The 14,832-nt window shown below is 59.7% G+C and carries 11 protein-coding genes; 3 read left to right on the forward strand and 8 right to left on the reverse strand.

The annotated features are described in order from the left end of the window. Positions 1–72 precede the first annotated feature (72 nt). A complete protein-coding gene (locus tag BFV63_RS06925; protein ID WP_045331558.1) occupies positions 73–2,436 on the reverse strand; it encodes a glycoside hydrolase family 31 protein in 2,364 nt (787 codons plus the stop codon). Positions 2,437–2,453: 17 nt separating this feature from the next. Beyond that, positions 2,454–3,755, reverse strand: a complete 1,302-nt coding sequence (locus BFV63_RS06930) for an MFS transporter (protein WP_045331556.1) — start codon at positions 3,753–3,755, stop codon at positions 2,454–2,456. Positions 3,756–4,043: 288 nt separating this feature from the next. On the opposite strand from BFV63_RS06930, the gene BFV63_RS06935 reads away from it, so the two are divergent. Then, entirely contained in the window at positions 4,044–5,117 is a 1,074-nt protein-coding gene (locus tag BFV63_RS06935) for a LacI family DNA-binding transcriptional regulator (protein WP_008501190.1), read from the forward strand. On the opposite strand, the gene BFV63_RS06940 is transcribed toward BFV63_RS06935, so the two are convergent. From BFV63_RS06940 to BFV63_RS06955, 4 genes are all read right to left on the reverse strand, one after another. Then, positions 5,114–6,370 carry a DUF1479 domain-containing protein gene (locus BFV63_RS06940; protein ID WP_045333975.1) on the reverse strand — a complete coding sequence of 419 codons (1,257 nt, stop codon included), beginning with the start codon at positions 6,368–6,370 and terminating at the stop codon, positions 5,114–5,116. The genes BFV63_RS06935 and BFV63_RS06940 overlap by 4 nt on opposite strands. Before the next feature lie 151 nt (positions 6,371–6,521). Then, the gene (locus tag BFV63_RS06945; protein ID WP_045346766.1) at positions 6,522–7,337 is read right to left on the reverse strand and encodes a Cof-type HAD-IIB family hydrolase; all 816 of its coding nucleotides are present in this window, start codon (positions 7,335–7,337) and stop codon (positions 6,522–6,524) included. Positions 7,338–7,492: 155 nt separating this feature from the next. After that, positions 7,493–9,925, reverse strand: coding sequence for a formate C-acetyltransferase/glycerol dehydratase family glycyl radical enzyme (locus BFV63_RS06950; protein ID WP_048241097.1), 2,433 nt, complete (start codon positions 9,923–9,925; stop codon positions 7,493–7,495). A gap of 4 nt (positions 9,926–9,929) precedes the next feature. After that, positions 9,930–10,829 (reverse strand): glycyl-radical enzyme activating protein, encoded by a 900-nt coding sequence (locus tag BFV63_RS06955; protein WP_057059395.1) that lies wholly within the window; start codon positions 10,827–10,829, stop codon positions 9,930–9,932. Positions 10,830–10,956: 127 nt separating this feature from the next. On the opposite strand from BFV63_RS06955, the gene fsa reads away from it, so the two are divergent. Further along, positions 10,957–11,619 carry a fructose-6-phosphate aldolase gene (fsa, locus tag BFV63_RS06960; RefSeq protein WP_017384896.1) on the forward strand — a complete coding sequence of 221 codons (663 nt, stop codon included), beginning with the start codon at positions 10,957–10,959 and terminating at the stop codon, positions 11,617–11,619. Between the two features lie 89 nt (positions 11,620–11,708). On the opposite strand, the gene moeB is transcribed toward fsa, so the two are convergent. Then, a complete protein-coding gene (moeB, locus tag BFV63_RS06965) occupies positions 11,709–12,461 on the reverse strand; it encodes a molybdopterin-synthase adenylyltransferase MoeB (RefSeq protein ID WP_023324372.1) in 753 nt (250 codons plus the stop codon). A gap of 1 nt (position 12,462) precedes the next feature. After that, complete coding sequence (moeA, locus tag BFV63_RS06970; RefSeq protein ID WP_022650670.1) at positions 12,463–13,695, reverse strand: molybdopterin molybdotransferase MoeA; 1,233 nt, start codon at positions 13,693–13,695, stop codon at positions 12,463–12,465. Between the two features lie 189 nt (positions 13,696–13,884). Between moeA and iaaA the strand changes: the two genes are divergently transcribed. Next, positions 13,885–14,823, forward strand: coding sequence for a beta-aspartyl-peptidase (gene iaaA / locus BFV63_RS06975; RefSeq protein WP_023315701.1), 939 nt, complete (start codon positions 13,885–13,887; stop codon positions 14,821–14,823). The last annotated feature ends 9 nt before the right edge of the window (positions 14,824–14,832 follow it).

The raw sequence follows: 14,832 nt of genomic DNA on the forward strand, positions 1-14,832 counted from the left end.
TTCGCCTTACCCGGCCTACATTTTATCCCCTCTCCCTGTGGGAGAGGGTTAGGGTGAGGGCTACAGGCCGCACTACACCACCCACTCGCCCCCTTCAACTCCATTCACCCGCAGCGTACGTTTTTCCCCCGCCGGTAATGATACCTTCAGCGCCTTCCATGCCGGACGATAGTCGCCGCGAGCGTTCACCTTCAGGTTGATGGTTGCGCCATCGCACACCATTTCCCATTCCACCCACAGCGCATTGCCGTTCAGGTAGCCCCAGCTTTCACCGTCGTCTTCAAACAGCAGCCCCGAGGTTGTGCCGACGCCTTTCACCGGGAACAGCTTCAGCTCACGGGTATCGTCTTTATCGGCGCTCACGTGACGGATGCGCTCGCTGAGCGGCAGACCGGCCCCGGCGCGCACCAGCAGCGGCAGTTTTTCCAGCGGCGCATCAAGGACGATCGCTTGCCCGCCCGCATACCACGCGTGGGTGTAAAAATCGTACCAGCCGGTTTCGTTATCCGGCAGCCAGACGCGGCGCTCGCGCTGCCCGGCTTCGACGACGCTGGCAACCAGCAGGTCGCGGCCCAGCAGGAAGTCGTCGCATTCTTTGAAGGTTTGCGCATCGTGCTCGTGGTCGAGGAAGGTCGGGCGCAGCATCGGTTCGTCGTCGGCGTGCGCCTGCCAGAGCAGGGTGTAAAGATACGGCAGCAGGCGGTAGCGCAGCTCAATCGCGCCGCGGATGGCAGGCGTGACGCCCGGATACATCCACGGCTCGTTCACCGTGTGGTCATCGTTCCACGAGTGAATGGTAAAGCGCGGGTGCATCACGCCGTTCTGCACCCAGCGCACGAACAGCTCGGCGTCCGGCTTGTCGCCGGAGAAACCGCCGACGTCGTGCCCGACGTTGAACAGCCCGGACAGGCTCATGCCCAGCCCCATACGGATGTTATAACGCAGGGTGTCCCAGTTGGTGCGGTTGTCGCCGCTCCAGGTCTGGACGTAGCGCTGCATCCCGGCGCAGCCGGAGCGGGAGATCAGATACGGACGCTTTTCCGGCGCAAAGCGCTGCTGCGCTTCCAGCGAGGCGCGCATCATCAGCAGCGGCATCACCGGGCGAATGTGCTTGATGGCGATCTCCTTGCCGAAGCCATAGCAGCGCGCTTCCCCGTCCCACACTTCATACTCGTTGTTGTCGTTCCAGGTGGAGTCGATGCCCATCTCCAGCAGCTGCGTGGTCACGCCGTTCTGCCACCACTGCACCGTCTGCGGGTTGGTGAAGTCGAGGTGCGATCCTTCGTCATCCCAGAAGCTGGAACGTTCAGGCGCATCGGTTTCTGAATCGCGAATGAACAGGCCGCGTTCCGCCACTTCGCCGTAGCGGGGATGATCCTGCAACAGACACGGCTTGATGTTGGCCGCAAGCCGCAGCCCCGCGTCGTGGAACGCCTGGCTCATCACCTTTGGCTGCGGCACTTTGTCGTAGTTCCAGTTAAAGACGTAGCGCTTGCCGTTAATCGAGGTATAGCCGGAGGAGAGCTGGAACGAGTCGCACGGAATGGCATGCTCCTCGCACAGGCGGATGAAGTTCATCAGCTGATTCTGCGCGTCCGGCGCGTCGGTGTAGTGCATGGTTGAGCCGCTGTAGCCCAGGCTCCATTTCGGTCCGAACAGCGTTTTTCCGGTCAGGCGAACAAAGGCTTTAGTGACGTCCAGCACGCGCTTGCCGGTAAAGAGGTAGTAGTCAATATCGCCCGCTTCCGCCTGCCAGCGGCGGTAGGCGGTGTGATAGTTGTCGATCTCGTTACCCAGATCCAGCCAGCAGCTGCTCAGGTTATCGTAGAACAGACCGTAGCTCACGTCGTCGCGACGGGTGAGGGTGAACGGGATGTGCTTGTACAGCGGATCGGTGCTGGCTGCGTTATAGCCCATCGCGTCCAGGTTACGCATCTCGTAGCGTTTGCCGTTGCGCTGTAAATCGCCCGCTTTCTCACCCAGACCGTAAAAACGTTCATCCTTACGGCGGCTGAGATAGTGCGCCACGCCGTCACCGTGGGCGTTCAGCAGGTAGGCGCTGGTCGGGCGGTCATTGACCAGCGGCTGCCACTCGCCCGCGTCATTGCGGTAGTGCCACTCCAGCCACAGCGGCTGGTGGACGGTGACGCGCAGCTGCTCGGTTGCCACGGTTAACGTATCGTCCTGCTGCGTCAGCGTCCAGGCGGGGCAGGAGAAGCCGCTGATATCGTCACGACGGCGACCTTCCCACGGCACGTCTTTTTCCGGTGCGATGCTCCAGGTGCGGTCCAGCGCCAGCTCGCCTTTACGCTTGATCAGCACGCGGAACAGGTTCTCTTCCAGCACATACAGGCACAGGCGGTGCTGGCTATCGACCAGCAGTTCCAGATGGTTTGCCGACTGCGTATCAAGGGTCCAGTTTTTCAGGGTTTTCATATGCAATACATCCACTATCAGGCGCGCTTCGCGCGACGTTCAGCAATAAATGCTACCAGGAAGAGAGCGCCAATCAGGTCAAAGAACCCCATGGCGATAAAGAGCGGGTTAAAGCCGATTTTGTCGGCGGTCACACCGATTAACAGCGAGAACAGGAAGCTGGCGATCCACGCCGCCGAGCCGCGCATGCCGTTGACGGTCGCCATCTGGCCTTTGTCGAATGACTCCACGACCAGGGCGCTGAGCATGCAGGAGATGATCTGGTGCCCGAAGCCGCCGATGGAGATCAGCACGATGGTGATATACGGGTCGCGGGTAATGGCCACGATGGCCAGCGAGATCATCAGGAACGCGCCGGTCACGGAGCTGGCGACAACCGAGTTCACGCGGGAGCAGCCGAACAGGCGGGTATACAGACGCGTCAGGTAGCCGCTCGCCACGCTGCCGAGGTCGGCGGCGAGGAACGGCAGCCAGGCAAACATCGCAATCTGCTTCAGGTCCATGCCGTGCTCTTTGGCGAGGTACAGCGGCACCCAGAAGCTCAGCACCGCCCAGGCGGGTTCTGCCATAAAGGCCGGAATGGCGATACCGTAGAAACGTTTGTTTTTTGAAACGGTTTTCAGCGCGGTCAGGAAGGGCAATTTGACCGGCGCTGGTTCGTTATCCTGCTTGATAAACGCCAGCTCGTCCTTGCTCAGGTTCGGGTGCTGCTCGGGGTTGTGGTAGAACGCCCACCAGAGGATCACCCACAGCAGCGCCAGCACGCCGGTAAACATAAACGCGCCCTGCCAGCCGAACGAGGCGTGAGCAAAGTAGATGATAGGCGGAGCCAGCATCGCGCCGATGGAGAAGCCCACGCCCGCCCAGCCAGCAGCAACGGGACGCTCTGATTTCGGGAACCATTCGCCGATGGTTTTGGCGTTCGCCGGGGTGGCAGCGGCTTCTGAAGCCCCCATAAAGAAGCGCAGTATGGCCAGGTGCAGCCAGCTTCCGGCGCCCGCGTGGAAAATACACATCAGCGCCCAGATCCCGGCGCAGACCATAAAGCCAATCTTCAGGCCAATGACGTCAATCAGCCAGCCGCACAGGGGCTGGAAAATGGTATAGGCGATCTGGAACGCGCCGACGATCCAGGAGTATTGCTCGGTGGTGATCCCGAGGCTCTCTTTCAGTTCCGGAGCGAGAATACCTAAGGAATTTCGGGTGATGTAGTTAACGGTGACGCCCAGCAAAAACAGCAGCAGCACGTACCAGCGCAGGTTCTTGATGACGCGACGGGTTTTGCTTGTCGCAATGGTGTTATTGATGTCCTGACTCATTTTACTCTCCACAAGACGGACGGTAAGGGGACGGAGGTTCAGGTGTCACACAGATTGTTATGCCTTTGATTTCAATCCGCTTATAATGCTTAAGTTGCTATACAACTAGTATGGAAGTTGTGTGACAAGTTCACCTTAAGGAAGAAAATGAGTGGGCAAAAGTGGATTTTGTGCAAAATTTCTCATAACCGACGAAAACACTCTGGCATGATGGCATTCACGTCAGTTATTGCCTGACACACACGCTATGAAAATTTTTTCATTTCGCAAATGGAGCCAGATCACAAAATGGACAAAAGGCTAAAAATCACCGAAATCGCGGCCCGTACGCAGCTCTCCATCAGCACCGTTTCGCGGGTGCTGGCGGGGAAAGCGAATACCAGCGAAAAAGCGCGTGCAAAGGTGCTGGCGTGCGCGCGCGAGCTGGGGGTAATGGACGGCATGGCGGCAGGGCGTCTGCTGCTTAACAGCCTGGTGGTTTTTGCCCCGCAGCGCGCTTTCGACGAGCGGTCCGACATCTTTTACTACCGCGTGATCCAGAGCGTGAGCAAAGCACTTGCCTCCCACGAGGTCCGGTTGCGCTACTGCGCGCTGGAGGAGAACGACAGCGACGCCCAGCTGTTTCTGGCGCGGATGAACGAGCCGGACACGCAGGCGGCCATTCTTCTCGGTATTGACGATCCGCATATCCACGATCTGGCGGTGGACGTGGGCAAACCCTGCATGCTGATTAACTGCCGCGACCGGCACATGCGTCTGCCTGCCGTTGCGCCGGATCACCGCGCCATCGGCGAGCGGGCGGCGGAGTACCTGTTCGAGATGGGACACCGCGAGGTGATGAACGTGCTGTGCCTGCGTCGCTACACGATGGAGCTGCGCCTGTCGGGGATCCGCGACGCGTGGCAGTCCCACAACCTGGCGTTCAACGACAAGCGCGATCTGCTGGTGGTGCCGAGCTTCAGCGCCAGAGAGACGGAGCAGCTGGTGAGCGATTGGCTAAATCAGCAGCAGGGAAAAGACCTGCCGACGGCGTTCCTGGTTGGCGGCGACTTTATGGCGGCGGGCACCATCAGCGCCTTACAAAACCACGGCCTGCGCGTGCCGCAGGACGTCTCGGTGATGAGCATCGACGGCTTTAACCTGGCGGCGATTCAGGATGTTCCATTAACGGCCGTGCATGTTCCCCGCGATGAGCTGGGAACGGAAGCGGTACACATGCTCCAGCAGCGGCTCATGCGCCTGGACGCGCCGGTAGGCACATTGCTGCTGAACGGCACGCTGGCCGTGCGGGAATCGGTACGGCGGATACGTCAGGGGAAACGACGCACCGCCGTGGAGCGGGAAGGGCTGTATGACAGCTAGACCATGCCCAGCGCGCGTTTGCCGTGGATGTTGAGATCGTTCACGGTAAAGCGGTCCTGCCAGGTTTTTTCATAATCCTCGCGCGGAAAGTCTCCCGGCGACGCGCCGGTTTCCAGCGCTTCCTTGACCTTCTTCGCATAGGCGAGGTTTTTCTCGCACATCGGTGCGGCGGGGATGTACATCACGTTGCCCCAGCCCTGCTGATCTTCCACCGGCGCGACGGAGTGGATCACATCGCAGTGCCACCACACCGAATCACCCGCCTCCAGCGCAGGAATGCTGGTCAGCGCCTCGATAAGCAGCGGGTGCCACTTCTCGGAAACCGGCAGCACGCGCCCCGGCGCCACGCCGCACAGCTCGTCCTCCGGCACGTCGTCCAGCAGCGGACGCAGCAGAATATAGGCCATTGCTTCCGGGATCGGCACCACGTGCAGCAGCCCCTGGCCGGGGATCATGTCCGACAGCGCCGTCCAGCCCTGGAAGGTGCGGAACACCGAGCATTTGGTGGTGTTATCGACGGTATACTCTTCCACTTCGGTACGATGCGCGGCGTTCCACGGATCGTATTTCTCAACGTTGCCGTCAAACACGCGGGCAAAGACCTGCTGATAAGCGGGCAGCAGCCAGCGCTCCAGCGCGCCAGAATCAGTGTGTGCGCCAAGTCCCTTCGAGGTGGTTCCCGGCGGACGGCGGCGAATACGATCCGGGTAAATCACGCTCACGTCCGGGTCGAACCACTGCTTGCCGTTGCTCTCGAACGTCCATAAGCGGTTCAGGAACGACTGCACCTGCGCCATTTCTTCGCTCTGGCGCGCCTGCATTTGCGCCTGCGACCAGTAGATCGGGTAAATCTCCGGACGGGAGGCGGTCAAGGTGCCGAAGAAGTTATCGCCTGGCCCTTTGTACACCTCATCAAACTTGTTCAGATCGAGGTAGTCGAGCATCGACTGATCCCACGCCAGCGCCTGCTCGCGCGGGAAGTGACCTTTGATCACCGCGCAGCCGCGGCGCTTAACGGCCTCGCGCTGTGCGTCGGTAATCGTGCCGTTTTTCACATCGTTAAACGGGATCACCGGCCAGACGGATTCACCTTTATTTTTAAGGGCGTTAATTTCCGCCACGCGGGTGGCAATGCTGTCGCTGAGCTTGTCGAACACCGCCTGCACGTCGCCGATCTGCGCGCGTAACTCACGTTTCAACTGACGGATTGCCGCTTTGTGATCCGCCGGCAAGGTTTCACTGGTAAAGGTCATAACTGCCTCGCATCTTTCATTCGAAAGTAAAAATGTCTACAAGCGATACTTTAAGTTAAAAATAAGTTAATGCAAGTTTAAAAACTTGACCTGCGCCACAGGACGGGAAAATGAGTGAGGGTGCCGGAGCAGGACTCCGGCGAGGAAAGGATCAGACGTCGAAAGGAGAGTGGTTGTCGAGCACGGCCTGAATGACGTTCAGCGCGCCCTGATGGTTGTTGTCGTCAGTGCTGTAGCGGCTGATTTCTTTGATGCTTTCCGCCGCGTTGCCCATCGCAAAGGAATATTTCACCAGCTTCAGCATCTCGGCATCGTTGCCGCTGTCGCCAATGGCCACGCACTCTTGCGGAGAGATTTTCCAGCGCTTCAGCAGGCGGCTGATGCCGTTGGCTTTGTGCAGGCCGGGGATAATTAAATCGACAAAGCCAAAGCCGCTGGTGACCGGCTTCATGATGCCGTCCAGGGAGACGTGGAGTTTATCCACCAGATTAGGAATATCGCTGTCCGGCAGGTTCAGGGAGAACTTAAACAGCACGTCGTCAATTTCGCGGTAATCGCTGATGCGCTTTAAGCGGTGATAGTGCTTTGACATCAGCGCCACGAACGCGTCAGGGGCCTGGTCGCTGACGTAGGCACTCTCCAGCCCGCAGGCCACAAAGTTCAGCCCTTTGTCTTTCAGCAGTTCGCCAATCACGATCTGCGACTCATGGCGGGTCAGTTCGCCGTGGAAAATCTGTTCGCCGTGATCGAAGACCAGCGCGCCGTTTTCCGCCACGAAGGAGATTTGATCCTTCAGTTCCGGGAAAAACGAGATGAGCTGGTAATACTGGTTGCCGCTGGCGACAACAAATTCAATGTTGCGGGCTTTAAGCTGTTTAAACTGTGCCTGGAAGCGGTCACGATCGTACTGCTTGGCATCATCAAGGAAAGTTCCGTCCATATCGGTGACGATAACTTTTACGGTCATACTATGCTCCTGGGTCACTGCGTTTTGAAACATTCTAATAACAAGGTGACGGGGAGCACAAATTTAATTTCATTCGAAAGTAAAAGCAAAACGGCAACCGAGGTTGCCGTTTTTAGTGTTTTCTCCCTCTCCCTCAAGGGAGAGGGGATACACTATTACAGCGTATGCTCAGTACGGGCGATAATATCGTCCTGCGCATCCGGTGACAGGGCGGTGAAGAACGCCGAGTAGCCCGCGACGCGCACTACCAGGTCGCGGTACTGGTCCGGGTGTTTCTTCGCTTCCAGCAGCGTTTCGCGCGAGACGATGTTGTACTGAATATGCCAGCCCTTATGCACCTCGAAGAAGGTGCGCAGCAGCACCATCAGCTTCTGGCGATCGCTGTCGTTTTCCAGCGTCGACGGGTTCAGCTTCTGGTTAAGCAGCACGCCGCCGAGAATCGCTTCCGTCGGCAGTTTACCCACGGAGCCAATCACCGCCGTCGGCCCGAGGTGGTCGGTACCGGAAGCCGGGCTGGCCCCTTCCGCCAGAGGGGTATGCGCCTTACGCCCGTCCGGCGTCGCCATGGTCGCTGCGCCAAACGGCACGTTTGCTGAGATAGACGACGTGCCCGCGTAGTAGTTACCCCCAATCGGGCCGCGGCCGTAGCGTGGGTTGTGATACTGCTTCAGCTCTTCAATGTAGGTTTCGTAGGCGCGGGTCAGCAGCAGGTCCACGCTGTCGTCGTCGTTGCCGTACTTCGGCGCGCCGTTGATCAGGCGCTGGCGCAGCTGCTCGTGGGTTAGCCCCTCGAAGTCATCCGCCAGCGCCGCCGCCAGCTGTTGCTGACCGATAACACCCTGGTCAAACACCAGCTTCTTCACCGCCGCCAGGCTGTTGCCGAGGTTGGCGATCCCCACCTGTAGGCCGGAAACCCAGTCATACTTCGCGCCGCCTTGCTTAATGCTTTTCGCGCGCTCGATGCAGTCGTCAACCAGCGCCGAGCAGAGAATATCGTGGACGTTCTCTTCCAGCATAGTGTCCACCACGTATTCAATTTCGATGGATTTGCGGGTGTAGTAGCGGATCTGGGTGTCCCACGCCGCCATCACCTCCTCGAAGTTATCGAAGTTACCGGCAGAGAGGGCTTTCTCCTGCGGCAGGAACACCTTGCCGCTGGTGGCGTCGCGGCCGCCTTCCAGCGCGGCCAGCATCACGCGGGCGAAGTTGATAAAGCTCATACCGGTGCAGCGGTAGCCCCATTTGCCGCCCACCGCGGTTTCGATACAGCCAATGGCCGCGTAGTCGTAGGCGTCGTCGCGTTCAACGCCGAGCTTGATGAATTCCGGAATGACGATTTCATCGTTGTTGAACGCCGGCATCCCGAAGCCGCAGCGGATCACCTGCACGCAGGCGTCGAGGAAGTCGTTGCTCATGCCCGCGTGGTAGCGCACGCTCAGGTTAGGCTGGGTGGAACGCAGGCGACCGCAGGATTCCAGAATCGCGTAGGAGAGCGGGTTGACCGCGTCCATTGGCTCGCCGTTGACCAGCTTCTGGCCGCCGATGGTGACGTTCTGATACAGCGGGCTGCCCGCAGAGGCTTTGGAGTGCGAGCCGGAGCGGATTTTGTTCACCTCCAGCAGCTTCAGCCAGCAGCTGTGCAGCAGCTCGATGGCGTGCTCGCGGTCCAGGCTCTGGCCCAGCTCCACGTCGCGGCGGTAGTACGGATAGAGATACTGGTCCATACGGGCAAAGGATACGGAGTGACCGTTGGACTCAATTTGCAGGATTAGCTGAATGAAGTAGCACAGCTGCAGCGCCTGCCAGAAGGTTTTTGGCGGCTCGTGGGCGATTACGTCACAGTTTTCCGCCATTGCCAGCAGCTCGTCGCGGCGGCTTTCGCGGGTTTCGCTGGAGGCCATCTCGCGCGCCAGATCGGCGAAGCGTTTGATGTGCAGGCTGACGGCTTCCAGCACAATATCAATGGCTTTCAGGAACTGATCGCCGTGCAGGTCTTCCAGCACCGTCAGGTTGATGCGTGAGCGGCGCTCGGCCACTTTGGCGCGCAGGCCGTCCAGCCCTTTCTCCAGCACCAGCGGGAAGTTCACCGCCAGGTGCGCGTCGCCGGAGGTCATGTTGCCTTCGGCTTTGATGATGCCGGTTTCCAGCAGGCCTTTCTGCTCGTCGGTGAACATGCCGTAGCAGCGATCCTGCACCGTCTGGCCGCGCCACCACGGGCAGATCGCATGCAGCACGCGCTTGTTCTCTTCGCTCACCGCAAAGCCCGCGCCCGGACGGTCCGCCAGGTCGTCAATCTCTTTCTCAATCCAGGAGACGGTATATTCCGGGAAGATCGGCGCGGCGCGCACTTCGCTTGCCTGGTTCCCGATGATCAGCTCGTCGTGCTTGATCCAGATGGTACGCTTGGCCAGGTGATGCGCCAGCGCCAGGGCGCGGCGCACCGGGATCGGCTTGTCCATGTGCTGCTGGTACATTTCGGTGTAATGCTGGGCGCGCTCGGTACAGACCGGCGGCTTCACGATATGCACTAGGGCCGTTTTGTGCGCCTTAATGCGCTCGCTGAGGGTGTTGAGATTCAGGGTGGTCATAAGTTTATCCTCGTAATGTCGCGGTTAACCCTTTCTGGCAGGCGTACTGCTGCGCGAAGTCCAGCAGGGCAGGGTTATCCAGCGGTTTGTCAGGGGCAGAGTAGGGTTGGCCGAGCAGGGTGTATTTGTTCATGCCCAGCGTGTGATACGGCAGAAAATGAATATCGTGGACGCCGAGTTCATCGGCGGCGAAATTGGTAATGGCGGTAACGGACGCTTCATCGGCGTTAAAGCCCTGGATCAGCGGCACGCGGATGGTGATCGTTTTCCCGGCGGCGGCCAGGCGTTTCAGGTTGTCCAGGATGCGCTTAGCCGAACCGTCCGTCCACTGCTTGAAAACATCTCCGTCGACATGCTTCAGGTCGGCGAGGAACAGATCGACGTACGGTAATGACGGCTCGATATAGTGCCAGGGCACGTGAAGGCAGGTTTCAACGGCGGTATGAATGCCTTGTTCATGGCTGGCTTTAAACAGGGCGTGCGCCAGGTCAGGATTCATAAACGGCTCGCCGCCGGAAAGGGTGATCCCGCCGCCGCTGCGGTCGTAGAAGGGCTTGTCTCGCAGCACGGTGGCCATAATCTCCTCCACCTGCTTCTCTTCACCGCAGACGGTAAGCGCCTGGGTCGGACAGCAGTCGGTGAGGGCAGTGAGCGTCTCGTCGTTAAGCTTCTCACGATGAATGACCAGCCCGTTCAGCGCGCGTTCAACACACCCCGGCGCGGCCTGCTGACACAGTTCACAGCCGTCCAGGCACAGACGCGCATCAAACAGCACATCCCGGCTGCGGAAGCGGCTTTCCGGGTTCTGACACCAGCGACAGCCCAGCGAGCAGCCTTTCAGGAATACCACGGTTCGAATACCTGGGCCGTCGTGGGTGGAGTAACGCTGTATATTGAAGATCATTTTTTTGCCCTCTGATTACATATGAAGATTAAATTACTTTCGAATGAAAGTTATCTTGATGTGGGTCAATTCCTGAGCAGGTTTTGCTGTGATAGGGTAAGTGCAGGCTAAATTTGAGGGTGACATCATGGAACTTTATCTCGACACATCTGACGTTGCGGCAGTCAAAAAGCTGGCGCGTATCTTCCCGCTGGCGGGCGTGACCACTAACCCAAGCATTGTGGCGGCGGGTAAAACCCCCCTGGAAGAGCTGCTGCCCGCGCTGCACGACGCGCTGGGCGGCAAGGGCCGGCTGTTCGCTCAGGTGATGGCGAAGACTGCCGAGGGGATGGTGGAAGACGCACGTAAGCTGCGCGCGATAATCAATGACCTGGTGGTGAAAGTGCCCGTGACCGCTGAAGGGCTGGCGGCGATCAAGATGCTGAAAGCGGAAGGGATCCCGACGCTGGGCACGGCGGTGTACGGTGCCGCGCAGGGGATGTTGTCCGCACTGGCGGGGGCTGAGTATGTGGCCCCTTACGTGAACCGCGTGGACGCGCAGGGCGGGGACGGGATCCAGACGGTGGTGGAACTGCAACAGTTGCTGACCCTGCACGCGCCGCAGTCAAAAGTGCTGGCGGCGAGCTTTAAAACCCCGCGCCAGGCGCTGGACTGCCTGCTGGCAGGGTGCGAGTCCATCACGCTGCCGCTGGACGTGGCGCAGCAGTTTATTACCTCTCCGGCGGTGGATGCGGCAATTGTGAAGTTTGAGCAGGACTGGCAGGGGGCGTTTGGGCGGACGTCTATTTGATGGGTGTGGCCTGATGCCCTCACCCCAACCCTCTCCCACAGGGAGAGGGAGCAAACACTAAAACGGCAACCTCAAGGTTGCCGTTTGCTTTAACCTCCGCATACCTCACACCCGGGATTACGCATTAGCTTCATCTCGCGAAACTGGCAGGTCATCGCGTCATACATCACGATTTTACCCGCGGCGGGCGTGCCATAGTGCGCCAGCACTTTGATCGCCTCCATGGCCTGCAAGGAACCGATAACGCCAACCAGCGGCGCCATTACGCCCGCCTCGACGCAGGTGAGGGCATTCTCGCCAAACAGACGGCTCAGGCAGCGGTAGCAGGGCTCTCCTTCAGCGTAGGTGAAGACGGTGATTTGCCCCTCCATGCGGATGGCCGCGCCGGAAATCAGCGGCGTTTTATGGGCAAAGCAGCCCGCATTGAGCTGGTTGCGAATGGCGACGTTATCGGTGCAGTCCAGCACCAGGTCATGCCGTGCAATCTGCGCAAACAGCGCGTCGTCATCCAGCATCGCGTCAATCAGGGTGAACTGAACGTTGGGGTTAATGCGCGCCAGCGCCGTGCGTGCTGATTCCACTTTAGGCTGACCGACCGTCGCGTCGCTGTGCAGCGTCTGGCGTTGCAGGTTGGACACCGACACGGTGTCGAAATCCAGCAGCGTCATGCTGCCGACGCCCGCCGCAGCCAGGTATTGTGCTGCCGCGCAGCCCAGCCCGCCAAGACCAACAACCAGCACGCTGGCCGCCTTGAGCGCCTCCTGACCCTCGAAATCAAATCCGCGCAGCACGATCTGGCGGTTATAGCGCATCATCTCCGGGTCGCTCAGTTCCATCGTCATGTCAGCCTCCGAACAGGTGGTTAAAGCGTTCCACTTCAACCCATTCGCCCGCCTCAACGTGGCCGCGATCGCGCTCCAGCACGATAAAGCAGTTACCCTGACTGAAGGAGCTAAAGATGTGCGAACCCTGATGCCCGGTGGTGCTCACCTCCAGCTCGCCGTCGGCGTTGCGCGCCAGAATGCCGCGCTGGAAATCGAGACGGCCCGGTGATTTTTTGAGGCGCGTTGCCGCCCGCACGCGCACACGTTCCGGCAGCGGGCTGGCATTGTTGCCTGAAAGCTTCGCCAGCAGCGGGATCACCAGCTGGTAGAAGGTCAGCGCGGCAGAGACCGGGTTACCCGGCAGGCCACAGAACCAGCTGTGCGGAAGTTTACCAAACGCGAACGGTTTGCCCGGCTTAATCGCCAGCTTCCAGAAGGCGATTTCACCCAGCTCTTCAAGCAAGGTTTTGGTGTAATCCGCTTCGCCAACCGAAACGCCGCCGGAGCTGATCACCACGTCGGCAGAGGCGTCAGCGTCGATAAACGCCGCGCGCAGTTTTTGCGGATCGTCAGGAATGATACCGAGGTTAATCACCTCGCAGCCCAGCTGCTCAAGCATCAGGTGCACCGCCAGACGGTTGGTGTCGTAAATCTGCCCCTCGTTCAGCGGCTGACCCGGAAGCTGTAGCTCGTCTCCCGTGGAGAACACCGCCACGCGCACTTTGCGGACCACGTCAATCTCCGCGATGCCAAGCGATGCCAGCACCGGCAGTTCGGCGACCGTCAGCTTTTGCCCGGCGGCAAAGACCGTTGCGCCCAGGGTAATATCTTCCCCGATGTGGCGGATATTTTGTCCCGCTTTGACGCTGGCGGTAAAGCGCACGCCGTCGTCCGTTTGTTCGGTCTCTTCCTGCATCACCACGGCTTCACAGCCCTTTGGCACCGGCGCGCCGGTCATAATACGCACGCAGGTGCCCGCTGGCCACTCACCGTTGAACGGCTGCCCGGCAAACGCTTTACCTGCCACCGGCAGCGGCTGACCCGTTTGCAGATCCGCCAGACGTACGGCATAGCCGTCCATCGCCGCGTTATCGAACCCCGGCACGTTCAGCGGCGAGACGATATCGCGCGCGGCAATACGGCCAAAACAGCGCACAAGCGGCAGCGTCTCAACGTCGTGCAGGGGAGTAATACGATCAAGCATCTGCGAGAGTGCCGTCTCAAGCGGCATCAGTCCGGCGGTAAAATCCATGGTGGGCTCCTGCGGAGTAACAACGAAAGCGCTCATTATGGCAGAAAAGTGCGGCTAACTGTATGACCCGATGGGTGTACGCTTTACATCACAGTTGCGTCTTTCTATATTCAAAAATCATCTGAAGATTCGTCGACGATAATGATATTTATAGAAAAAGCAGCCAGCCAGGCTGATGGGTGATGCGAAATGAGTAAAGCGGTTATCGCAATTCATGGCGGTGCCGGGGCAATCACCCGTGCACAGCTCAGTCCCGAGCAGGAGAAGCGTTATATCGATGCGCTGAACGCCATTGTGGAAACAGGCCAGCGGATGCTGGAAGCGGGCGACAGCGCGCTGGACGTGGTGACCGAAGCGGTGCGCCTGCTGGAGGAGTGTCCGCTGTTTAATGCCGGTATTGGCTCGGTCTTTACGCGCGATGAAACGCACGAGCTGGATGCCTGCGTGATGGACGGCGTCACCCTGAAAGCGGGCGCGGTAGCGGGCGTCAGCCGTCTGCGTAATCCGGTGCTGGCCGCGCGTCTGGTGATGGAACAAAGCCCGCATGTGCTGCTGGCCGGGGCGGGGGCGGAAAAATTTGCCGTCGAGCACGGGATGGACACGGTCTCGCCCGAGCTTTTTTCCACCGAGGAGCGTTACCGGCAACTGCTGGAGGCCCGTACAGCGGGGATGACGCAGCTGGACCATGCCGCGCCGCTCGATGAACGCAGCAAAATGGGCACGGTAGGCGCGGTGGCGCTGGATAAAGCCGGTAACCTCGCCGCCGCGACGTCGACAGGCGGCATGACCAACAAACTTCCCGGTCGCGTCGGCGACAGCCCGCTGCCGGGGGCCGGGTGTTACGCCAATAACGCCACCGCGGCGGTGTCATGCACCGGCACCGGCGAAGTGTTTATCCGCGCGCTGGCGGCCTACGACATTACCGCACTAATGGATTACGGCGGATTAAGCCTGAGTGAAGCCTGCGAGCGGGTAGTGATGGAGAAGCTGCCGGCGCTGGGCGGGATTGGCGGCTTAATTGCGGTGGATCGGGAGGGCAACGTGGCTCTGCCGTTCAACAGTGAAGGGATGTACCGGGCGTGGGGGTATGCCGGCGATGCGCCCAGCACAGGCATTTATCGTGAATAAGGGGGCATT

It is taken from the genome of Enterobacter hormaechei subsp. xiangfangensis, assembly GCF_001729785.1.
Taxonomy (GTDB): Bacteria; Pseudomonadota; Gammaproteobacteria; order Enterobacterales; family Enterobacteriaceae; genus Enterobacter; species Enterobacter hormaechei_C.

What these genes read in the sequence shown, in the direction of transcription:
- BFV63_RS06955 (WP_057059395.1), bottom strand. Translation starts at nt 10,829, where the DNA reads ATGATCTTCAATATACAGCGTTACTCCACCCACGACGGCCCAGGTATT.
- fsa (WP_017384896.1), top strand. Translation starts at nt 10,957, where the DNA reads ATGGAACTTTATCTCGACACATCTGACGTTGCGGCAGTCAAAAAGCTG.
- BFV63_RS06930 (WP_045331556.1), bottom strand. Translation starts at nt 3,755, where the DNA reads ATGAGTCAGGACATCAATAACACCATTGCGACAAGCAAAACCCGTCGC.
- BFV63_RS06950 (WP_048241097.1), bottom strand. Translation starts at nt 9,925, where the DNA reads ATGACCACCCTGAATCTCAACACCCTCAGCGAGCGCATTAAGGCGCAC.
- iaaA (WP_023315701.1), top strand. Translation starts at nt 13,885, where the DNA reads ATGAGTAAAGCGGTTATCGCAATTCATGGCGGTGCCGGGGCAATCACC.
- BFV63_RS06935 (WP_008501190.1), top strand. Translation starts at nt 4,044, where the DNA reads ATGGACAAAAGGCTAAAAATCACCGAAATCGCGGCCCGTACGCAGCTC.
- BFV63_RS06925 (WP_045331558.1), bottom strand. Translation starts at nt 2,436, where the DNA reads ATGAAAACCCTGAAAAACTGGACCCTTGATACGCAGTCGGCAAACCAT.
- moeB (WP_023324372.1), bottom strand. Translation starts at nt 12,461, where the DNA reads ATGACGATGGAACTGAGCGACCCGGAGATGATGCGCTATAACCGCCAG.
- BFV63_RS06945 (WP_045346766.1), bottom strand. Translation starts at nt 7,337, where the DNA reads ATGACCGTAAAAGTTATCGTCACCGATATGGACGGAACTTTCCTTGAT.
- moeA (WP_022650670.1), bottom strand. Translation starts at nt 13,695, where the DNA reads ATGGATTTTACCGCCGGACTGATGCCGCTTGAGACGGCACTCTCGCAG.
- BFV63_RS06940 (WP_045333975.1), bottom strand. Translation starts at nt 6,370, where the DNA reads ATGACCTTTACCAGTGAAACCTTGCCGGCGGATCACAAAGCGGCAATC.